At 31.7% G+C, this 21,985-nt stretch carries 20 protein-coding genes; 15 read left to right on the top strand and 5 right to left on the bottom strand.

The window, feature by feature from the left end; all coding sequences use genetic code 11:
- Positions 1-10 precede the first annotated feature (10 nt).
- Together metK and MBM09_RS15690 are read left to right on the top strand one after the other, a co-directional pair.
- A complete protein-coding gene (gene metK, locus MBM09_RS15685; RefSeq protein ID WP_238674668.1) occupies positions 11-1,264 on the top strand; it encodes a methionine adenosyltransferase in 1,254 nt (417 codons plus the stop codon).
- A 321-nt stretch (positions 1,265-1,585) separates the two neighbouring features.
- Entirely contained in the window at positions 1,586-1,879 is a 294-nt protein-coding gene (locus MBM09_RS15690; RefSeq protein WP_238674669.1) for a 2-dehydro-3-deoxyphosphooctonate aldolase, read from the top strand.
- Positions 1,880-2,070: 191 nt separating this feature from the next.
- On the opposite strand, the gene MBM09_RS15695 is transcribed toward MBM09_RS15690, so the two are convergent.
- Positions 2,071-4,575 (bottom strand): DUF5686 and carboxypeptidase-like regulatory domain-containing protein, encoded by a 2,505-nt coding sequence (locus MBM09_RS15695; RefSeq protein ID WP_238674671.1) that lies wholly within the window; start codon positions 4,573-4,575, stop codon positions 2,071-2,073.
- A 63-nt stretch (positions 4,576-4,638) separates the two neighbouring features.
- Positions 4,639-5,616, bottom strand: a complete 978-nt coding sequence (locus tag MBM09_RS15700; protein WP_238674672.1) for a pyruvate dehydrogenase complex E1 component subunit beta — start codon at positions 5,614-5,616, stop codon at positions 4,639-4,641.
- Between the two features lie 157 nt (positions 5,617-5,773).
- On the opposite strand from MBM09_RS15700, the gene MBM09_RS15705 reads away from it, so the two are divergent.
- The 5 genes from MBM09_RS15705 (at position 5,774) to MBM09_RS15725 (ending at position 10,764) form a co-directional block, all read left to right on the top strand.
- Positions 5,774-6,520, top strand: coding sequence for an electron transfer flavoprotein subunit beta/FixA family protein (locus tag MBM09_RS15705; protein WP_238674673.1), 747 nt, complete (start codon positions 5,774-5,776; stop codon positions 6,518-6,520).
- Between the two features lie 12 nt (positions 6,521-6,532).
- Positions 6,533-7,492 carry an electron transfer flavoprotein subunit alpha/FixB family protein gene (locus MBM09_RS15710; RefSeq protein WP_238674675.1) on the top strand — a complete coding sequence of 320 codons (960 nt, stop codon included), beginning with the start codon at positions 6,533-6,535 and terminating at the stop codon, positions 7,490-7,492.
- A gap of 118 nt (positions 7,493-7,610) precedes the next feature.
- Complete coding sequence (locus MBM09_RS15715) at positions 7,611-8,234, top strand: bifunctional nuclease family protein (RefSeq protein WP_238674677.1); 624 nt, start codon at positions 7,611-7,613, stop codon at positions 8,232-8,234.
- Positions 8,235-8,249: 15 nt separating this feature from the next.
- Positions 8,250-9,779: a NupC/NupG family nucleoside CNT transporter gene (locus tag MBM09_RS15720; RefSeq protein ID WP_238674679.1), complete on the top strand. Its 1,530-nt coding sequence runs from the start codon at positions 8,250-8,252 to the stop codon at positions 9,777-9,779.
- Positions 9,780-9,939: 160 nt separating this feature from the next.
- Positions 9,940-10,764: a thymidylate synthase gene (locus MBM09_RS15725; protein ID WP_238674681.1), complete on the top strand. Its 825-nt coding sequence runs from the start codon at positions 9,940-9,942 to the stop codon at positions 10,762-10,764.
- Positions 10,765-10,821: 57 nt separating this feature from the next.
- On the opposite strand, the gene MBM09_RS15730 is transcribed toward MBM09_RS15725, so the two are convergent.
- Complete coding sequence (locus MBM09_RS15730) at positions 10,822-11,121, bottom strand: isoamylase early set domain-containing protein (protein ID WP_238674683.1); 300 nt, start codon at positions 11,119-11,121, stop codon at positions 10,822-10,824.
- A gap of 304 nt (positions 11,122-11,425) precedes the next feature.
- Between MBM09_RS15730 and MBM09_RS15735 the strand changes: the two genes are divergently transcribed.
- The 5 genes from MBM09_RS15735 to lspA are packed head-to-tail and all read left to right on the top strand — an operon-like array spanning position 11,426 to position 16,200.
- Positions 11,426-12,337, top strand: a complete 912-nt coding sequence (locus MBM09_RS15735) for a dihydrofolate reductase (protein ID WP_238674684.1) — start codon at positions 11,426-11,428, stop codon at positions 12,335-12,337.
- On the top strand, positions 12,334-13,182 hold the full coding sequence (locus tag MBM09_RS15740) for an esterase family protein (protein ID WP_238674686.1): 849 nt from the start codon (positions 12,334-12,336) through the stop codon (positions 13,180-13,182). The genes MBM09_RS15735 and MBM09_RS15740 overlap by 4 nt, the downstream gene beginning before the upstream one ends.
- A gap of 9 nt (positions 13,183-13,191) precedes the next feature.
- Positions 13,192-14,748, top strand: a complete 1,557-nt coding sequence (locus MBM09_RS15745) for an NAD(P)/FAD-dependent oxidoreductase (RefSeq protein ID WP_238674688.1) — start codon at positions 13,192-13,194, stop codon at positions 14,746-14,748.
- A 45-nt stretch (positions 14,749-14,793) separates the two neighbouring features.
- Positions 14,794-15,687: an ACP S-malonyltransferase gene (fabD, locus tag MBM09_RS15750; protein WP_238674690.1), complete on the top strand. Its 894-nt coding sequence runs from the start codon at positions 14,794-14,796 to the stop codon at positions 15,685-15,687.
- Positions 15,688-16,200, top strand: coding sequence for a signal peptidase II (gene lspA, locus MBM09_RS15755; RefSeq protein ID WP_238674692.1), 513 nt, complete (start codon positions 15,688-15,690; stop codon positions 16,198-16,200).
- A gap of 23 nt (positions 16,201-16,223) precedes the next feature.
- Here lspA and galE read toward each other — a convergent pair whose 3' ends face one another.
- Both galE and MBM09_RS15765 read right to left on the bottom strand, forming a co-directional pair.
- Positions 16,224-17,243, bottom strand: a complete 1,020-nt coding sequence (gene galE, locus MBM09_RS15760) for a UDP-glucose 4-epimerase GalE (RefSeq protein ID WP_238674693.1) — start codon at positions 17,241-17,243, stop codon at positions 16,224-16,226.
- Positions 17,236-18,393 carry a DegT/DnrJ/EryC1/StrS aminotransferase family protein gene (locus tag MBM09_RS15765; protein ID WP_238674695.1) on the bottom strand — a complete coding sequence of 386 codons (1,158 nt, stop codon included), beginning with the start codon at positions 18,391-18,393 and terminating at the stop codon, positions 17,236-17,238. The genes galE and MBM09_RS15765 overlap by 8 nt, the downstream gene beginning before the upstream one ends.
- Before the next feature lie 129 nt (positions 18,394-18,522).
- On the opposite strand from MBM09_RS15765, the gene MBM09_RS15770 reads away from it, so the two are divergent.
- The 3 genes from MBM09_RS15770 to MBM09_RS15780 all read left to right on the top strand — a co-directional run bounded on the left by MBM09_RS15770 (position 18,523) and on the right by MBM09_RS15780 (position 21,957).
- Positions 18,523-19,785 (top strand): 3-deoxy-D-manno-octulosonic acid transferase, encoded by a 1,263-nt coding sequence (locus MBM09_RS15770; RefSeq protein WP_238674697.1) that lies wholly within the window; start codon positions 18,523-18,525, stop codon positions 19,783-19,785.
- A gap of 103 nt (positions 19,786-19,888) precedes the next feature.
- Positions 19,889-20,197, top strand: coding sequence for a hypothetical protein (locus MBM09_RS15775; protein ID WP_238674698.1), 309 nt, complete (start codon positions 19,889-19,891; stop codon positions 20,195-20,197).
- Positions 20,198-20,343: 146 nt separating this feature from the next.
- Positions 20,344-21,957: a cell envelope integrity protein TolA gene (locus MBM09_RS15780; RefSeq protein WP_238674700.1), complete on the top strand. Its 1,614-nt coding sequence runs from the start codon at positions 20,344-20,346 to the stop codon at positions 21,955-21,957.
- The last annotated feature ends 28 nt before the right edge of the window (positions 21,958-21,985 follow it).

A 21,985-nucleotide genomic window follows, 5' to 3' on the forward strand; every position in this document is an offset into this window, starting at 1 on the left:
AATTTAATATATGGCTTATTTATTTACTTCGGAAAGTGTTTCTGAAGGACACCCAGATAAGGTAGCAGATCAAATTAGTGATGCATTAATTGATAATTTTTTAGCGTTTGATAAAGACTCTAAAGTGGCATGCGAAACCTTAGTAACTACAGGACAAGTAGTTCTGGCTGGAGAGGTAAAATCTCACACATACTTAGATGTTCAAAAAATTGCCAGAGATACCATTAACAAAATCGGGTACACGAAAGGCGAGTATATGTTTGATGGAAATTCATGCGGTGTACTTTCTGCTATTCACGAACAATCTGAAGATATCAATCAAGGAGTAGATAGAGGAAGCAAAGAAGAACAAGGTGCTGGAGACCAAGGTATGATGTTTGGTTACGCTACAAATGAAACTGAAAATTTTATGCCTCTGGCCTTAGATTTATCGCATAGAATTTTAAAAGAACTTGCAGCATTACGAAGAGAAAATAAAGATATTACTTATTTAAGACCAGATTCTAAAAGTCAGGTAACTATTGAGTATAGCGATGATAATATTCCGCAACGTATAGATGCTATTGTTGTATCAACACAGCATGACGAGTTTGCAGATGATGAAACCATGCTTGCTAAAATTAGAAAAGATATTGTTCAGATTTTAATTCCGCGTGTGGTTGCAAAACTTCCTGAAACCATTCAAAAACTATTTAATGACGATATTAAATATCATATAAATCCAACAGGGAAATTTGTTATTGGTGGACCTCACGGAGATACAGGATTAACAGGACGTAAAATTATTGTTGATACTTATGGAGGAAAAGGTGCTCATGGTGGTGGTGCTTTCTCGGGAAAAGACCCAAGTAAAGTAGATAGAAGTGCTGCTTATGCAACAAGGCACATTGCTAAAAATTTAGTTGCTGCCGGGGTTGCAGATGAAGTTTTAGTGCAGGTGAGTTATGCTATTGGCGTTGTTGAACCTATGGGTATTTTTATTGATACTTACGGTACATGCCCATTTAATATGACTGATGGTGAAATTGCCGAAAAAGTATCAGAGATTTTTGATATGCGTCCATTTGCCATTGAAGAACGATTAAAGTTACGTTCACCAATATATAGCGAAACAGCTGCTTACGGACACATGGGACGTGAAACTGAAACTGTTACCAAAACATTTTCTCAACCTAATGGAGAAACTACAACTTTAGATGTTGAGTTATTTACTTGGGAAAAACTAGATTATGTTGACAAAGTAAAAGAAGTTTTTGGGCTATAAGCTAAAAAGCTTTTATAAATTATGAAAAGACTGTCTGTTTGTAAGGCGGTCTTTTTTGTTTATTTGCTACTTGACTTTGTAAAAATTTTCAGCTAAATTCGTTTAACGATTGGTATAAGTCATTAAAGAACAACGTCATATCATCGCATTGACAAAAATTAAAAAAAACTCAAAATGAAAAAATTAATATTATCTTTTGGAATCCTATTCTTCATTTTCTCTTGCTCTTCAACCAAACTAATATCAAAGAATGAACCACAGATTCTTCGTGACAATAATACATTTTTAATAACTGAAATATCTACTGATAAAACTTATGGTTTGTCACCGAAGAATCCCGTTGAAGTTGGAGGGTATAAAGATTCAGAAGGACCAAGAAATGAAAGAAGATTTCTTAATGCATTAGCTGGACCGAATGGTGAGAAAATTTCATATTATAGAGCTGGGAGTTGTTGTCCAGTTAAAAGTGATAATGACCCATTTGGTTTTGGTAGTGTAATGTTAGATAACTATCGAGTTACTTGGGAAAACTCAAAAGATACAGTTTCAATATATATTAATATGTATGACTCTGGAAAACTGAAAGCACCAATTGGATTTACTATTAAAAAATAACTATTGCCAACAATGTATAACCACAATTACGACGGATTCGACTACGTCCTAATCTACTCGGAATTGCTAACGTCAGTGCTAAATCTACTTTAAACCCGTAACTGACGGTTGTACGAGACCCTTAAACGAACTTTCAAATTTTAAAAAAACCTATAAAACAAGTTTTGTTTCATGTGGTTAAAAGAATCATCTTAAAAATAAAATCCAAAACTACCTGTTACACCAAACTTTCTAGCATCAGGATATTCAACATTATCCTTATAATTTCCTCTAAAATTAAAGTCTATTCTAAATACTTTAAAAATATTACCTACACCCAAACTATATTCGTAATATGGTTCATTTGAAGGCGCCACTAACGGAATAGCATTTGGCAAACCTGTATTGTTTAGATTGATATTTTCCTGAGACATTTCTCCCCAAACACCACGAATACTAACAATTTCACGAAGATTGAATTTTCTTAAGAAAGGAATTCTTGAAAAGAAGCGCCCGTTAAAATTATGTTCAAAATGGAATGACGTATAAGTATCAGAAACAAATTCGTAAAAATCTAATTGAGAAAAGGTGTTATAAATTGAAAAGTAGGATTGGTTACCAGGAATTACACTAAGTAAGCCTAATGGCACTTCTCCAAAAGTTTTTCCCGCTTCTACTGTAGTGGTTAACCTTCCAAAACCACCAACTTGCCATGGTTGTGTGTAAGACAGTTGAACTTTTGTATAATCAAAATCGCTATTAAAAATACTTTTATCGCCTCGACTTACTTGAGCAAAAATACGTGCAAAATCATCATTAGCTGTTTTACGTTCTACACCAAAACCTGTCATTTTTCGTTTAGGGAAATAGGATACAGAAAATGAACTTTCAAACTGCTTAATTTCAGATTTAATACCATTTTCAGTATTGTAATCTAAACTGAATGTTGGTGAGGCAGATTCTAAAGTTCTGTAATTTCCGCCTAATCTAAAAATTACATTTCGCCATGGCTCAGCTTCAATAGCTAAACTGGTTAAATTAATTGATGTTAGTTTATCGTTTGTACTTGTACCAACTACCGATGAAGATGCTAAACTTCTTCCTAAAACATCTGTACTTGTTGTTAAACTTGCTCCTATTTGTTCTACATCTCTCCTATTACCACCAGAAATAATCAATCGGCTCTTTTTATCTAGCAACCATTTACCAGAAATACCATATTTAAATTTATCATCGCTAAAACCGTAAGCCATAAAACCTTCTAATCGCCAAAGGTCATTTCTTCCAAAGTAGGTTCTTCCTCCTGCTCGTAATCGTAAACCTTCAACTTCATTAAATCCGAAAGTAGAAAAAATAGGCCCGTAATCTAAAGGCAATGTGTTAAACTCTATGTATCCTGATGCCAAAATACTTCCTAGATTATAGAGACGTTTAAATTTTTTAACCGTTTTCAAGGTATCCAGCATTTTGTAAACCCCTTTTTCATCTTTGTTTAATGATTCTAAACGGTTTTCTTCCCAAAAGGCATCATCTCTATCATAAACGTCTTTATCATAATTATAAACCTCCCTTTCATAGAACTTTTTATCTTTTTCTATATCAAATTTATAGTTATCATATAGTGTAGTTCGTTTTCCGTAAATACCACGTGATTGTTCCTTTTTACTAAAAGCAAAATCAGACATCATGTAATCACGTTTTACAAGAAATAATGAATCATTTAAAACCTCAAACTCTTGCTCAATGTAAATTTCTTTTACCCAGTTTATATTGGCACTTTTTGATGCTTGTAAATTAATTTCTTTAATAGCATAAGTGGTATCTGCTACCCAAAAATCGCCCTTAAAAGTGAGTTCGTTTTTTCGTCTTGGATAATAAATAATGTTATAACACCACTTATCATCTACATATGCACTATCTGAAAGCACATAATTGTAAGTATTAATTCCAGTTTTAGAGAGTGGACTTACAAAGCTTTTATCGAAAAACTTCAGGTAATTATCGTATACATTAAAATCGGAATACAAATCGTCTACAAAATCAATAATAACTTGATTATCGCTAAATCCAGAGTTTTTATTTCCTTCTAAAACTTCTTTTGTTTTATTAATTACATTATCGCCATAAACTTTAGAAACAGCTTCATTAATAAACATAGGCAAATAGGTTTTACCTGTAACTCTAGAGGTATCAACTTCATCAAAAACAAACTCCATACCTCTAAACAACTTGCTTTTAATAAGCGTACTATCTATGGTATTAATATCGAATTCTACTTTTTCGTATTTATCGTATTCAAATTGTTTGAATTGTTTAAGCCCATTACTACGCTTATTTGCCCAAATTTTTCTGAGTAAATCTATAGCAGGATTATTCTTTTTGGATTGCTTTCCCGATATAATAACCACAGCATCTAACTCTGCAGCTTCTTCTTTTAAAGTAAATTTTAAATTGTAGTTTACTTTTTTATCTAAAGGAATACTTAAAGTTTCATAACCAATAAAAGACACCGTTAATGCTTCCCAGGTTTCATCAGATTCTAAATAAAACTTTCCATTTTCGTCGGTAATTGTTCCTTGTGTAGATCCTTTAAAAATAATATTTACAAAGGATAAAGGTTCATTAAATTCATCAAACACATAACCACTAACTTTGGTTTGTGCGATAGTGGAAAAAATTCCAAAGAAAAAAAGGGCAATAAGTAGTCTTATATTCATAATACAAAAAAACTTCATCAACAATCATGCTAATGAAGTTTATATAACGTAAAAAAATACGATTTATTTATACATTACTTTTTTAACAGCTTTAATAACATCTTCATGATTAGGTAACCATTCTGCTAGTAAAACTGGAGAATACGGTGCAGGTGTATCTGCTGTATTAATTTTTACAATAGGAGCATCTAAATAATCGAATGCTTCACTTTGTACTAAATATGTAATTTCTGTTGCAACATTTCCAAAAGGCCATGCTTCTTCTAAAACCACTAAACGATTTGTTTTTTTAACCGACTCTACAATAGCTTTTCTATCCATTGGACGAACAGTACGTAAATCGATGATTTCACAAGAAATACCTTCTTTTTCAAGTTCATCAGCAGCTTTATAAGCTTCCTTAATTATTTTTCCAAATGATACAATAGTAACATCTGTTCCTTCACGTTTTATATCGGCAACTCCTAATGGTAAAATATATTCACCTTCTGGCACTTCGCCTTTATCACCATACATTTGCTCACTTTCCATAAAAATAACTGGGTCATTATCACGAATAGCCGCTTTTAATAAACCTTTTGCATCATAAGGATTTGATGGCACCACAACTTTTAAACCAGGTGTATTTGCAAACCAGTTTTCAAAAGCTTGTGAATGTGTAGCTCCTAATTGACCTGCAGAGGCTGTTGGGCCACGAAAAACGATAGGACAATTAAACTGTCCTCCAGACATTTGTCTGATTTTTGCAGCATTATTTATAATTTGATCAATTCCAACTAACGAGAAGTTAAAAGTCATATATTCAACTATCGGCCTGTTACCTGTCATGGTAGAGCCAATAGCAATACCAGCAAAACCAAGCTCAGCAATTGGTGTATCAATAACACGCTTTGGACCAAACTCATCTAACATACCTTTTGATGCTTTGTAGGCACCGTTATATTCTGCTACTTCCTCACCCATTAAATAAATGCTTTCGTCTCTACGCATTTCTTCACTCATGGCTTCACATACAGCTTCTCTAAATTGAATTGTCTTCATTAAGGATTATTTTAATTCGAGTAGCAAAAATAACAATAAATGCCATACCTATTCAAAAGATTTTTTTAAAATTTATTATGCATGCATAGTATTTTTAGAAATAAAATAATTAACTTCGTAGCCGTATAAAAATTAAGACATTAAAATACCATATATTATGAAAATATTAGTGTGTATAAGTCATGTACCAGACACTACTTCAAAGATTAATTTTACTGATGGTGACACAAAATTTGACACCAATGGTGTACAGTTTGTAATTAACCCAAATGATGAATTTGGTTTAACAAGAGCCATGTGGTTTAAAGAAAAACAAGGTGCAAATGTAACTGTTGTAAATGTTGGTGGACCTGAAACAGAACCTACATTGCGTAAAGCTTTAGCTATTGGTGCAGATGCAGCTATACGCGTAAACACTGCTGCAACTGATAGTTTTTCAGTTGCAAAACAATTAGCTAATGTTGCTAAAGACGGTGGTTATGATTTAGTTATTGCTGGTCGTGAATCTATTGATTACAATGGTGGCATGGTACCAGGTATGATTGCAGGTTTAACACAATCAAACTTCGTTAACAACTGTATAAATCTTGAAATAGATGGAACTTCCGCGAAAGCGACAAGAGAAATTGATGGTGGAAAAGAAACCGTATCTACATCATTACCTTTAGTTATAGGCGGACAAAAAGGTTTAGTTGAAGAAAGTGATTTACGTATACCTAACATGAGAGGTATTATGATGGCCCGAAAAAAACCATTAAATGTAGTTGAACCAGTTGATGCTGATGCTGAAACGACTTCAGTTTCGTTTGAAAAACCTGCTCCAAAAGGTGCAGTAACTTTGGTTTCTCCAGATAATTTAGATGAATTAGTAAGCTTGCTTCATAACGAAGCTAAAGTGATTTAAAAAATTAAGTTTATGTCAGTTTTAGTATATACAGAATCAGAACAAGGAACATTTAAAAAAACAGCTTTTGAAGTAGCTTCTTATGCTAAAGCAGTTGCTAATCAATTAGGAACAACTGTTACAGCAATTGCTATTAACACAGACGACACCTCTACTTTAGGTAATTATGGTGTAGATAAAGTTTTAAATGTTAAAAACGCACAATTAAACGAATTTAACGCTAATGCTTATGCTGTTGCTATTCAGCAAGCTGCAGAAAGTGAAAGCGCTAAAGTTGTAGTAGTTAGCTCTAGTGCAAACAGCAAATATTTAGCGCCGCTTTTAGCTGTAGGTTTAAATGCAGGTTATGCTTCTAACGTAGTTGAAGCACCTTCAAGCACAAGCCCTTTTACAGTAAAACGTTCAGCATTTACAAATAAAGCTTTTGAAATTACTCAAATAAATACCGATGTAAAAATTGTTGGTGTTTCAAACAACGCTTTCGGTTTAGTAGAAAATAGTGGTAGCGCTTCCGCGGAAGACTTTTCGCCTTCAATTCCAGAATTAGGAGTTACAATTGAATCAACAGACAAAGCAACTGATAAAGTAACTATTGCCGATGCTGAAACTGTAGTATCTGCAGGTCGTGGTTTAAAAGGTCCTGAAAATTGGGGAATGATTGAAGAATTAGCTGATGTTTTAGGTGCTGCAACTGCTTGCTCTAAACCTGTTTCAGATTTAGGTTGGAGACCTCATAGCGAACACGTAGGACAAACAGGTAAACCGGTAGCTTCTAACCTTTATATTGCTATTGGTATTTCTGGTGCAATTCAACATTTAGCAGGTATTAATGCCTCTAAAGTAAAAGTAGTTATTAACACAGATCCTGAAGCGCCTTTCTTTAAAGCTGCAGACTATGGTGTTGTTGGTGATGCTTTTGAAGTTGTACCTTCACTTATTGAAAAATTAAAAGCGTTTAAAGCGCAACAATAAATATTTTTTTTATAAATTGTAACGTATATTGAACTGCTTAAATTAGTATTTTATCTTAAATCTACCTTAGGTAGTTGGTAAAGTCCTAATTTAAACAGTTCTTTGCGTTTTATAAATTATGAGTTTAGTAAGATTAAATATAAAAGGAATATCCTACAGCCAAACCCAAAATGGCGCTTATGCTTTAATTTTAAATGAAGTAGATGGAGAGCGAAAACTACCAATAGTAATTGGTGCTTTTGAAGCTCAATCTATAGCCATAGCTTTAGAAAAGGAAATTAGTCCTCCAAGACCTTTAACTCATGATTTATTTAAGAATTTTGCTGATAGATTTGATATTGTTGTAAAACAAGTCATAATTCATAAGCTAGTAGATGGTGTCTTTTATTCAAGTTTAATTTGCGAACGCGATAAAATTGAGGAAATTATTGATGCCAGAACCAGTGATGCTATAGCATTAGCACTTCGCTTTCAAGCACCTATTTTTACTTATAAAAACATTCTTGATAAAGCTGGCATTTACCTAAAAGTAAGTCCTAAAAAAGAGGATGAAACCGACGATACTCAAGATAGCGTTTTAATGGATGAGCTCATAGCAAACGAATTAGAATCTAGCGAACCTCGTGAAAGCTTTAAAGCAAAAACACTAGATGAGCTTAATAAACTATTAGAAGAAGCTGTTGCTAACGAAGATTATGAAAAAGCAGCTCATATTCGTGACGAAATCTCAAAACGAGGATAATACCCAATTTATACTATGAGAAAACTGCTTTTGCCTTGTATTGCTATATTTTTTCTTTTTACTTCAACAATAATAGCTCAAGATTTAGACAGCACAACAAAACTCGATACTATAGAAAACACTTTAGTAGTTGAAACTGAAATGGTAAAATCTATCAACGAAGACCATTCTAATCCTCCAACTGAAGATATATCTAAATCTGAAATAGAAAATACTACAAATAGTAAAATAATTCCAAGTCAAGGTTTTTCAATAAATAGTCTTTGGCGTGGTATACTGGGAATGATATCTCTAGTTTTTATAGCCTTCCTTTTTAGTAGCAATAGAAAAGCTATTAATTGGAAAATTGTAGGTATTGGTTTAGCCTTTCAATTACTTATAGCTATTGGCGTTTTAAAGGTTGAGTTCGTAAAAACAATTTTTGAATTTATTGGTGGCTTATTCGTTCAAGTACTAGAATTTACAAGAGCAGGAAGCAAATTTTTATTTGAAGGTTTAGTTGTTGATATGGATACCTTCGGCTTTATTTTTGCCTTTCAAGTATTACCAACAATCATATTCTTTTCAGCATTAACTTCTGTTTTATTCTATTTAGGCATTATTCAAAAAGTAGTTAAAGCCATGGCTTGGTTACTTTCTAAAGCTTTAAAAATTTCTGGAGCAGAAAGTTTAAGTGTTGCCGGAAACATATTTTTAGGACAAACAGAAGCACCTCTTTTAATAAAAGCTTATTTAGAAAAAATGAATAAGTCTGAGATGCTTTTAGTAATGATTGGTGGTATGGCAACCGTTGCTGGTGCTGTATTAGCAGCTTACATTGGGTTTCTTGGAGGTGACGATCCTGCTTTAAGATTATTTTATGCCAAACATTTATTAGCAGCATCTGTAATGGCAGCTCCTGGAGCAATAGTCATTTCAAAAATATTATACCCACAAACCGAAGATGTAAATACTGATGTAACTGTTTCTCAAGAAAAAATAGGTTCTAACTTTTTAGATGCTATAGCAAACGGTACAACCGAAGGTTTAAAATTGGCTGTTAATGTTGGTGCGATGCTTCTTGTTTTTGTTGCATTTATCGCCATGTTTAATGGTATTCTAGGATGGGTTGGAAATATTACTACAATTAACGATTGGGTGGTAAGCAAAACACCTTACGAAAGTTTATCATTAGAACTTATCTTAGGTTATGCTTTTGCGCCACTTATGTGGTTAATTGGTGTTGCTAAAGAAGATATGGCTTTAATGGGACAGCTTTTGGGTATCAAATTAGCAGCCAGCGAATTTATAGGTTATATCCAATTAGCAGATTTAAAAAATGTTGGTAACAGCATTCATTTAACTTATGAAAAGTCAATAATAATGGCAACCTACATGCTTTGTGGTTTTGCTAATTTTGCTTCTATTGGTATTCAAATTGGTGGTATTGGCTCATTAGCACCAGGACAACGTAAAACCCTATCTAAATTTGGCATGAAAGCTCTAATTGGAGGAACTATTGCTTCTTTAATTTCTGCTACAATTGCAGGAATGATTATTGGGTAATTAGTTTCAACAAAAGCATATCTTTCGTTAATAACTTTTTGATATTTATCATTTAACGAATACAAAAAGCACATCCCTTTTTTATTAAATTCGTAACCGCTGAATTGTTTTCAGCAAAATGTATAACCTAAAAGAGATTTCCACTTTCGTGGGAAATATTATGAAACAATATCACGATTTAGTAAAACACGTTTTAGAAAACGGTAATGAAAAAGGAGACAGAACAGGAACAGGCACTAAAAGTGTTTTTGGTTATCAAATGCGATTTGACTTAAAGGAAGGATTTCCTATGGTAACTACCAAAAAGTTACATTTAAAATCTATAGTTTACGAATTACTTTGGTTTTTAAAAGGTGATACTAATATTAAATACCTAACTGAAAACGGTGTTCGCATCTGGAATGAATGGGCTGATGAGAATGGAGATTTAGGACCTGTATATGGTCACCAATGGCGTAACTGGAATGACGATGAGATTGATCAGATAAAAGAAGTTATTCATACCCTAAAAAACAACCCAAATAGTCGTAGAATGTTAGTTTCTGCTTGGAATCCTTCGGTATTACCTGATACTTCTAAATCGTTTAGTGAAAATGTAGCTAATGGAAAAGCGGCACTCCCTCCTTGTCATGCTTTTTTTCAATTTTATGTAGCTGATGGTAAATTATCTTGTCAACTTTATCAAAGAAGTGCAGATATATTTTTAGGTGTACCTTTTAATATTGCGTCATACGCATTATTTACTATGATGATGGCTCAAGTTTGTGGTTATCAACCTGGTGAATTTATCCATACTTTTGGTGATGCTCATATTTACAGTAACCATTATGAGCAATTAGAACTTCAACTTTCAAGAGATATTAGACCATTACCTAAAATGATATTAAATCCAGAAGTAAAAGATATTTTCGATTTTACTTTTGATGATTTCACTTTAATAGATTATAACCCCCATCCACATATAAAAGGTGTGGTTGCAGTATAGCAAAAACAAAAAAGCACTTTCAAATGAAAGTGCTTTTTTTATTTATTAAAAACTTTATTATAAGTTTATAACGCTATTTTCTGCTCCAGCAAAATCATTCCAAGCATAAGCATCAGCAGCTTCATCATTAACATAAACTGTTTCATCTATTAAATACTTAAACTCATAAGTACTTCCTGTTTCTAAATCAAAAGTTCCTTTAAAAGTTCCGTTCTTTAATTTTTTAAGAGGCGCTTTTTTTGCATTCCATTCGTTAAAAGAACCAACTACAGATACTTTTTTTGCGTCTTCAGCAGGTAAAGAAAAAGTTACTTTACATACTGGTTTTGTTTTTAAATATTGCTTTTTAATAGACATAATTTTTAATTTTAAAGTGTTGTTTTTCAGGACAAATTTATAAACATTTTTAGAAGCACAATCAATTACATGATACACTTTTAAAAAATTATCAATTTGTTAATATGGGTTCACATAAATTTAAAGTTACTAAAAAAATTAGCATAATATTTGTAGGATTATCAATGTGTTTAAAATCGTTTTTAACTGATTATCAAAGAGTTTTAATTGTAACCGATTACACAAATCAAGATTTTTTAAGTTAATAGTTTAATCTTTTCATATCACTAAAAAGCATTAACTTTACACTCATTATTTTACCAGTATGTTCGGAAAAAAGAAAACAACCCCGCAAATAGATAAAGACCAATTAGAATTAATTGAAAACGCACAAAAACGTATTAAGCAAAAAAAGCGTTTATACATACATTTCGTTATTTTTTTAATTGGAGCTATTTTTTTAATTCTTGCAAATACCGTTTTAGGTATAGGCAAAGAATTTACAATTTTAGGAAAAGAATGGTTTTTATACGCAATTCTCTTATGGCTATTCTTTTTTCTTTATCATTTATTCAATGTGTTTGTTACACATAAATTTATGGGTAAAGCATGGGAAAAACAACAATTAGATAAATTGATTTCTAAACAACAAGAACGTATAGAACAACTAAAAGCTGGTTTTGTTAAAGAAGAAAAGCTTATTGCTCAAACGCAGGTATATAATGAAACTAAAAGTAAAACCAAAAGTTCTGAGCTAACTATTATTGTTGCAGCTGCAGAAAATGATGCTATTGGTAAAGGCAATCAACTTATTTGGCATTTAAGTGATGATCTTAAACGTTTTAAAAATTTAACAAATGGTCATCATATAATTATGGGGCGCAAAACTTTTGAGAGCTTTCCTAAACCACTTCCTAATAGAACACATGTTGTTATTACAAGACAAGAAAATTATAAAGCGCCTAACGGCGTAATTATTGTTAATAATTTAGAAGATGCCATTGATGCGTCTAAAAATGACACACAACCTTTTATAATTGGTGGAGGCGAAATTTACAAACAAGCTTTAGCCTTTGCTGATAAAATTGAATTGACTCGAGTTCACGAAAATTTTGAGGCCGATACCTTTTTTCCAAAAATAGACTCAAATATCTGGAAGGAAACAGCAAATGTTTTTCACAAAAAAGATGAAAATCACGATTATGAGTTTTCGTTTATTACTTACCAGAGAAAATGAAAAAACTCTTGTTTGTTTGTTTGCTTTTTTTAGCTGGTTGCAATGCAACTAAAATAAACGACAAATTAGAGTCTACAATTTTAAAAGATAATTTTTTTTCTAATGAATTAAATGAGCATGTTAACTACGAGATTTATTTACCTCCTAATTACAAAAACGCAAATAATCATCGTATTATCTATTTATTACATGGCCACGGTGGCAGTGAAAATAATTGGTTTGCTAAAGAAGAAGGCAATGTTAAAATTATATTAGACAGCTTAATTAAAATTAAAGCCATAAAACCCTTAATAGCGGTATCGTTAAATGCTAAAAACACTTGGTATGTAGATAGCAAAAAACTTATGGAATCTGCTTATATTAAAGAATTTACACCTTTAATAGAAACAAAATATAACTTAAATATAAATACAGAAAACAGGTTAATTGCAGGAGTTTCTGCAGGCGGTTTCGGTGCTTTAGGTTTTAGTTTAAAATATCCTCATTTATTTAAAGCAGCAATTTTATTAAGTCCAGCAGCATATTATCCATTGCCTCCTGATATTTCTTCTTCACGTAAAATAGATGTATTTAGAAAAAATGGTGTTTTTAACGATTCTATTTGGCAATCTTACTCATATAGGAAATTAATGAGCACTAAAAAAGGAAACATTACTTATCCTAAATTTTATATTTCTACAGGCGATGACGATGCCTACGATATTTTTACAGTTGTAGCAGATTTAAGAACTTTTTTTATTGAATACAATATAAAAAACGAAGTTTTAGTAATTAACGGCGGACATGATTGGGGTGTGTGGAGAAAATGTTTTATAAACGATTTAATTAGAATTTTTAATGATTAATTTTGCCGCATGGTAAAAGAGATACAACTTCGTATTACACTCAAAGAAGAGCAAATTAGCGATATTCTAGTTATAAAATCTGCCCTAAAATTAGATATTAGTAAAGACGATATTACAGGTATAAAAATCCTTAGAAAATCTATTGATGCCCGAAAACCAAAAATTGTTTTTAATTATAAAGTAGCAGTTTTTATAAATGAACCGCTTCCTGAAACTTCTGAATACCAGTTTGACTATAAAGATGTTTCTAAAGCTAAACCCATTCATATTATAGGTTTTGGTCCTGCAGGTATGTATGCTGCTTTACGTTGTATAGAATTGGGTTTTAAACCTATTGTTTTAGAACGTGGTAAAAATGTTCAAGATAGACGTAGAGATTTAAAAGCTATAAATCAAGACCATTTTGTAAACGAAGATTCTAATTATTGCTTTGGTGAGGGAGGAGCCGGAACTTACAGCGATGGAAAATTATATACCAGAAGTTTAAAACGTGGTGATGTACGTCGCATTTTTGAAAACCTTGTTTTTCATGGTGCTACAGAGCAAATTTTAATTGATGCTCATCCACATATTGGCACAAACAAACTACCTAAAGTGGTTCAAAATATTCGAGAAACCATTTTAAAATTTGGTGGAGAAATTCATTTTGAAACTCGAGTTACAGACTTCATTATAAAAGAAAATAAAATCAAGTCTATCCAACTTAATGATAATGAAGAGATAGCTGTAGAAAAAGTAATTTTAGCAACAGGGCATTCTGCCAGAGATATTTTTTACCTACTTTACAATAAACAAATTGCTTTAGAAGCAAAATCGTTTGCAATGGGTGTTCGTGTGGAGCATCCACAACATATTATTGATTCTATTCAATATCATTGCACAGGAGAGCGTGATGAATTACTTCCGGCAGCTTCATATAGTTTAGTCCAACAAGTAAACGGGCGTGGTGTCTACTCATTCTGTATGTGTCCTGGTGGTTTTATAGTTCCGGCGGCAACTGCAAATGGAGAAGTTGTAGTTAATGGTATGTCGCCTTCAAAACGAAATAATTTATACGCAAATTCAGGTATTGTTGTAGAAATTGATGTGAATAAAGATTTACCCAAATATGAAAAATTTGGAGTTTTAAAAGGATTAGAATACCAAAAAAATTTAGAAAAACTTGCTTTTACCTCTGGTGGAAGAAGTCAAGTTGCCCCTGCTCAACGTTTAACAGATTTTGTTGAAGGTAAACTATCAAACGATTTGAATTCTACATCTTATCAACCTGGATTAAATTCCGCACCTTTACATTCGCTTTTACCAAAATTAATTGGAAGTAGATTACGCAAAGGTTTTCAAGCATTTGGACAAAAAATGAAAGGTTATTACACTGAAGAAGCCAATATAGTTGGTGTAGAATCCAGAACCTCATCGCCAGTTTCTATCCCTAGAACTGATACCTTGGAGCACCCTCAAATTTCAAATTTATACCCTTGTGGAGAAGGTGGTGGTTATGCCGGAGGAATTGTATCGGCAGCTATGGATGGCGAACGATGTGCAGAAGCTGCAACTAATAACTTATAGTTGTAATTTTATTTCTATTTTTGCAGCATTAAAATTTGAATCGAAATGAACGCATATATATTTCCAGGTCAGGGCGCACAATTCTCAGGAATGGGCTTAGATCTTTATGAAAACTCACCTTTAGCACAAGAATTATTTGAACAGGCTAACGAAATTTTAGGGTTTCATATAACAGATATCATGTTTGAAGGATCTGCTGAAGACCTAAAAGAAACTAAAGTAACACAACCTGCCATTTTTTTACACTCTGTAATTCTAGCAAAAACTTTAGGCAACAGTTTTAAACCAGATATGGTTGCTGGTCATTCTCTTGGAGAATTTTCAGCATTGGTAGCTAATGGCACTTTAACTTTTGAAGATGGTTTAAAATTAGTGTCTCAACGTGCTATAGCAATGCAAAAAGCTTGCGAACTTAAACCAAGTACTATGGCTGCAGTTTTAGGTTTAGAAGATGATGTTGTTGAAAAAGTATGTGCTACAACTGAAGGTATTGTAGTAGCTGCCAATTATAATTGCCCTGGACAACTTGTTATTTCAGGAGAAGTTGAAGCTATAAAGAAAGCTTGTGAAACTCTAAAAAATGAAGGTGCTCGCAGAGCTTTAGTGCTACCTGTTGGTGGCGCATTTCACTCGCCATTAATGGAACCTGCTCGTGAAGAACTAGCAGCTGCAATTGAAAATACTACGTTTAGCAAACCTAACTGTCCTATTTATCAAAATGTAACAGCAAATGCTGTAATTGATGAAACAGCAATCAAATCAAATTTAATTTCTCAGTTAACCGCACCTGTTCGTTGGACTCAATCTGTTCAACAAATGATAGCAGATGGCGCTACTTTATTTACTGAAGTTGGTCCGGGTAAAGTTTTACAAGGTTTAGTAAAGAAAATTAACAGAGAAGCAGAAACAGCTTCAGCAACTTTTGAGACTATTAACTAAATGAAATTATCCAAACGCTCTATTTTTATTGCTCTAGTTATTATCTTAACTATTGCTACAGATCAAATTTCTAAAGTAATTGTTAGAGCTAATATTGACTTAAGAACCGAAATTAACCCAGGAGAACGTATCCCATTAATTGGTGAAGCTTTCATTATGATGAATGTTGAGAATGAAGGTGCTTTTCTTGGAATGGGTAGCGAATTAAATGAAACGCTTAGAGTTATATTATTACTTATATTACCAATACTAGTTTTAGGCTTTGTTTTACGGCATATTTTAAAAGATAAATCTTTAGATAACTGGTCTCTATTTGCTTTTTCTAGTATTATAGGAGGTGGTATTGCTAATGTTTTTGATAGAATAGCCTTTGGAAAAGTTACCGATTTCTTATTTATTGATCTAGGAGGAGTTTTTAAAACTGGTATTTTTAATTTGGCAGATTTATCGGTTACCACCGGAATGATTATTTTGGTAATAACAAGTCTAAAAAAGAAAAAGGTTGCTAATTAGCAACCTTTTTCTTTTTTATTTTTTTAAGATCTAACTTTCTGTTCCCATTTCCATGCTGAAAGCATAGCTTCATCTAAAGTTAACTTTGTTTCCCAACCTAATTCATTATTTGCTTTTTTTGTATCTGCGTATGCGGATATAATATCGCCTTCTCTTCTTCCTACTTTTTTATAGTTTAATTTCTTTCCAGAAGCCTTCTCAAAAGATTTAATTACATCTAAAACAGAACTCCCTTTACCTGTACCTAGATTAAAAGTCTCGTACCTCTCTTTATTTTTATTATTAAGTAATCTTTCTAAAGCTATAACATGAGCTTTTGCTAAATCGACCACGTGAATATAATCACGAATACATGTACCATCTGGAGTTGGGTAATCATCTCCAAAAACAGATAATTGTTCACGTAAACCTATTGCTGTTTGTGTAATAAATGGCACTAAATTTTGTGGGACACCAATTGGCAATTCTCCTATTTCTGTTGACTCATGCGCACCAACAGGATTAAAATATCTAAGTGCAATTGCTTTTAAATTTGGTATTGCTTTACATGTATCACTAATGATTTCTTCACCAATCTGTTTTGTGTTCCCATAAGGCGATTCTGCTTGTTTTACAGGCGCATTTTCTGTTATTGGTAACTCATCTGCTTGTCCATAAACTGTACAAGATGAGCTAAATATAAAATTTGCTTTTGGTAGTTTTCTTAATTCTTTTAGAATATAAACCAAAGTTCCAATATTATTTTCATAATATAACAATGGTTCTTTTACACTTTCTCCAACAGCCTTACTAGCTGCAAAATGAATTACACCTTTAATATCGTTATGTTTTGCAAAAAAGGCTTCAACTTCAGCTTTTTCTTTTAAATCTAACTTTTCAAAAATGGGTGTTTTTCCTGTTATTGCAGTTATTCCATCTAATACCTTAATAGATGAGTTTGATAAATCGTCAATTATTACAACCTCATAACCTTCATTTTGTAATTCAACAACGGTGTGCGATCCAATAAAACCTAATCCTCCTGTTACTAATACTTTATCCATTTACAAATTTTATAATTGTTGATGTAATAAATTCTATTTGCTCATCATCCAATTCTGTATGCATTGGTAATGAAATTACTTCTTTAACCAACTGATTGGTTACCCTAAAATCTTCTTCATTATAACGGCTATCTTTATATGCTTTTTGATTATGAAGTGGAATAGGATAGTAGACACCACATGGAATTCCTTTTTCATTTAAATGCTTAACCAATGCATCTCTATCTATTCCTTTTATTTTTAGAGTATACTGATGAAAAACATGACAATCACAAGTGTCGCATATACCTTCACATTCCTTATTAACTGTAACAGGTGTGATTATACTTTCTATGTTTTTAAAAGCTTCATTATACTTTTTAGCAGCATTTTGTCTTGCTTTATTATAGTTATCTAAATGAGGTAATTTTGCATTTAAAACAGCCGCTTGAATACTATCTAAGCGAGAATTAACACCCACAACATCATGATGATAACGTTCATACATACCATGATTTACAATACCTCTAATAGTGTGCGCTAAATCATCATCATTTGTAAAAATAGCACCACCATCTCCATAGCAACCTAAGTTTTTAGACGGAAAAAATGATGTTGCACCAACATTTCCAATAGTTCCAGCTTTAACCTTATTGCCATTTTTATAAGTATAATTTGCCCCTATAGCCTGTGCATTATCTTCAATAACATATAAATTATGCTCTTGAGCAATTTCCATTATGGCTTCAATATTTGCACATTGTCCAAATAAATGTACAGGTACAATAGCTTTAGTTTTTGGTGTAATAGCCTTTTTGATAGCTTCAATGTTAATATTGAAATCATCTTCGTTTACATCTACCAAAACAGGTGTTAATTGTAATAAAGCTATAACCTCTACGGTAGCAGCAAAAGTAAAATCGGCAGTAATTACTTCATCACCTGGCTTTAAGCCCAAGCCCATCATTGCTATTTGTAAAGCATCAGTACCATTTGCGCATGGAATTACATGTTTTACGCCTAAATACTGCTCTAAATTCCTTTGAAATTCATGAACTTTTGGTCCATTAATAAATGCTGTAGTTTCAATAACTTCTTGAATTGAAGGATTAACGACATCTTTTATATCGTTATACTGACCTTTTAGGTCAACCATTTGAATTTTCTTCATTTAAAAAAAATTATAGTCTGTTTAGTTGAGAAAAAACTAAGACTAATTTTAATGAATACCCTTTGTGGGTTAACATATAACAAAATTACAAAAATGATTAACGTTAACCAATGAATTTATTTTAAAGAAATGTATTTTAGCATCAAAGGAAAAATATTGCGTTTTATATATAACATAGGAATTCATATCACAGATTTTGCTTTAAAATGTATTGCATTTTTTAACTATAAAATAAATCTTGGAGTAAAAGGTAGAAGAACCACTTTTAAAACTTTAAACGAGAAATTAAATAAAAAAGATAAAACGTTATGGTTTCATTGTGCTTCTTTAGGTGAATACGAACAAGGACTACCTGTTTTTAAAGAGTTAAGAAAGCACTATAACAAACATAAAATTGTACTAAGTTTCTTTTCGCCATCGGGTTATGAAATTCGTAAAAACTCTCCCATTGCAGACGTTGTAGTTTACCTACCAATTGATACAAAAAAAAATGCTAAACAATTTTTAAATATTGTAAACCCAGAACTTACCATTTTTGTTAAATATGATATTTGGCCTAATTTTTTGAAAGAAATAAAACAGAGAAATTTACGTGCCATTTTAATCTCTGCAACTTTTAGAAAAAATCAATCTTATTTTAAATTTTATGGTGCAGAATTAAAACAAGCTTTATTTGCTTTTGAACATATTTTTACTCAAAATGAAGATTCTAAAATTTTATTAGAATCAATAGGCTACAACAATATAATTGTTTCAGGAGACACAAGATTTGATCGTGTTTACAGTCAGTTGAATATTGATAACACTTTAGATTATATTGAAAATTTCAAAAACAATAAATTGTGTGTTGTCGCTGGTAGCACATGGCCAGAAGGTGAAGAATTATTAATTAATTTTATTAACTCTGAAGCATCAAAAAATGTGAAATTTATTATTGCTCCGCATAACATCAAACCTTCTCAAATTAAAAATATTCAAGAAAACATAAAAAAAGAAACTGTTTTATTTTCTGAAAAAGAACAAAAACAAGTCTCTAATGCAGAGGTTTTTATTTTAGACACCATAGGCATCCTTTCAAAAACATATAACTATGCAGATATTGCTTATGTTGGAGGCGCAATAGGAAATACAGGCTTACATAACACATTAGAACCTGCAGTTTTTGGAGTCCCTATAATTATTGGTAATAATCATCAAAAATTTCCAGAAGCTCAAGCCATGATAAAAAATGGTGGAATGTTTTCAGTTTCTAATCAAAATGAATTCAATACAATTTTAACCCAATTGATTGATGATAAAGAATTAAGGCTAAACTCTGGAGATAAAAACTACAGCTATATCAAAAAAAATAGAGGTGCCGTCGTCCAAATACTTAATTATTTACGTATATAGTATATTTCTATCAAGAATTACTCAAAAACTGTTAATTTTTGATAAAAAGTCATTAAATTGGCATTTGACTAAAATAATTAACAAACACTAAAAACAAAAACCAATGAAAAAATTATTATTAAGTACTATTTTGTTGTTAGCTTTAAGTATAAGCTTTACGTCTTGTAGAGACACAAAAAAGGCTGATTCTATAGAAGATGCTGTTGAAAATGCTGCAGATGCTGTAGAAGATGCAGCTGATGATGCAGTTGATGCTGCTGGAGACGCTGCTGATGCTGCAGGTGAAGCTGTAGAAGACGCTGCTAATGCTGCTGGCGAGGCAGTTGACAAAGCTGTTGATGCTGCTGGTGAAACAGCAGATAAAGCTGCTGATGCAGTAAAAAAAGAAGCAAATAAGCTTAAAGCAGACTAATTTATAGAACTGTTTGAAAAATTTAAAACCACCTAATTAGGTGGTTTTTTTATGGGGAAAACTTAACAGTAAAAGGGTAAAAATCATTAAAAATATTTCTACTATTTTTGAATAACTAAAAACTTAAATCTTACCATACTTAAAACATGCGATTAATTTTTAAAGTAGTTGTTTATACACTTCTATTTATTTCTCCTTATAATACATTTTCGCAAGAAAAGAATATTGTCTCAAAATTTATTGAGGACGGTAATCTTTATAAAAGTTTAAATAACCACTCAGAACCCTTAATCCAGTTTAAAGAAAATGAAAAATGTTTGGTTATTGATTATTTAGGTCAGTACACTTATAAAGTAAAATATAAAGACGTAGAGGGATATGTGAAAGATGAATTTTTAGATGTTAATGAAAACATGATGGATTTATACTTTGCTTATGAAGAAAAACAAAGACTAAAAGCTATTCAAGAAAAAGAAGAAAGACGAAAAAAAAGAGAACGTTTAACCAAACCTATTGATTCTGATATTATTGAACAAAAACAACAAGAAGCTCTGGAAACTATCAAAAAGCTTCAAAAAAAGAATGATTCAATAGCCAAAGTAGAAGAAAAGAAAAGACTAGAAGCAATTGAAGCAGAAAGAATAAAACAAGAACAACTTAATCAAAAAAGAAAATTAGACTCTATTACAAAAGCTGAAGAAGAAAACAAAAAACATTTGGAAACACTTAGGGTTTCTAATGAAAAACACATTCAACAAAAAAATCAAAAGACACTAGATTCCATTGCTAAAGCTAAGCAAGAATTAGAAGCGTTAAGACTTATTAATGAACAGTACCTTGAAGAAAAAAAACAAAGAGAACTGGACTCTATTGCCAAAGTCAAACAAGAGCTTGAAGCTTTAAGAATAGCTAATGAAAAATATCTTAAGCAAAAACAAGGAGAAGAAAAAAAAGCTCTTAAAGCTGCCCAAAAACTCAAAATAAAACAAGACTCAATTGCAAAAGTAGTAGAAGAAAAAAAATTAGAAGAATTAAAGGCAGAAAGAATTAAGAAAGATCAATTAATCAAAAAAAGAAAATTTGACTCTATTGCCAATATTAAGGAAATCCAAAGAAAACAACAGAAAGCTCTTGAAGCAGCTAAACAGCTTCAAAAAGAACAAGATTCAATTACCAGAGTTGAAGAAAGGAACAGACTAGAAGCTATAGAAGCAGAAAAAATAAAACAAGAAGAACTTAACCAAAAAATAAAATTAGATACTATTACTAATATTAAAGAAGAAGAAGAAGAAGAAGAAGAAGAAGAAGAAGAAGAAGAATCTGTTTTGGAAAGGTTAAAAATGAGAAAGACCTGTCATTATACTATAAATGAATATGACGAATTTTACAAACAAGCCACTATTAGAACAGAACCTTACTGGATTAGTGAAAATTTAACCATAGAATTATACAAACAAGGTAGAAGCACAAATATCTTTTTTAATTTATCTAAAGATTTAGGTTGTGCCAGCTACCTATCTAACAATAGGTCTACCGTGAAAGTTACACTTGAAAACAATCAAACAATCACATTTTATCACTCATGGAATATTGAATGTGGAGAATTTAATTTTAAAGGACGTCTATCAAACTCTCAAATAATGAAATTAAAATATTCCCCAATTAAATCCATAAGATTTCGAGGTACTGAAAAAACTCATGAAATCACAAATATTGATTACAAAGAGTTTTTTATTGATAAGTTAAAATGTATTGAATAAAAAAAGCCTCATCTAATAAAAGATAAGG

The organism is Flaviramulus sp. BrNp1-15 (genome assembly GCF_022259695.1).
Taxonomy (GTDB): Bacteria; Bacteroidota; Bacteroidia; order Flavobacteriales; family Flavobacteriaceae; genus BrNp1-15.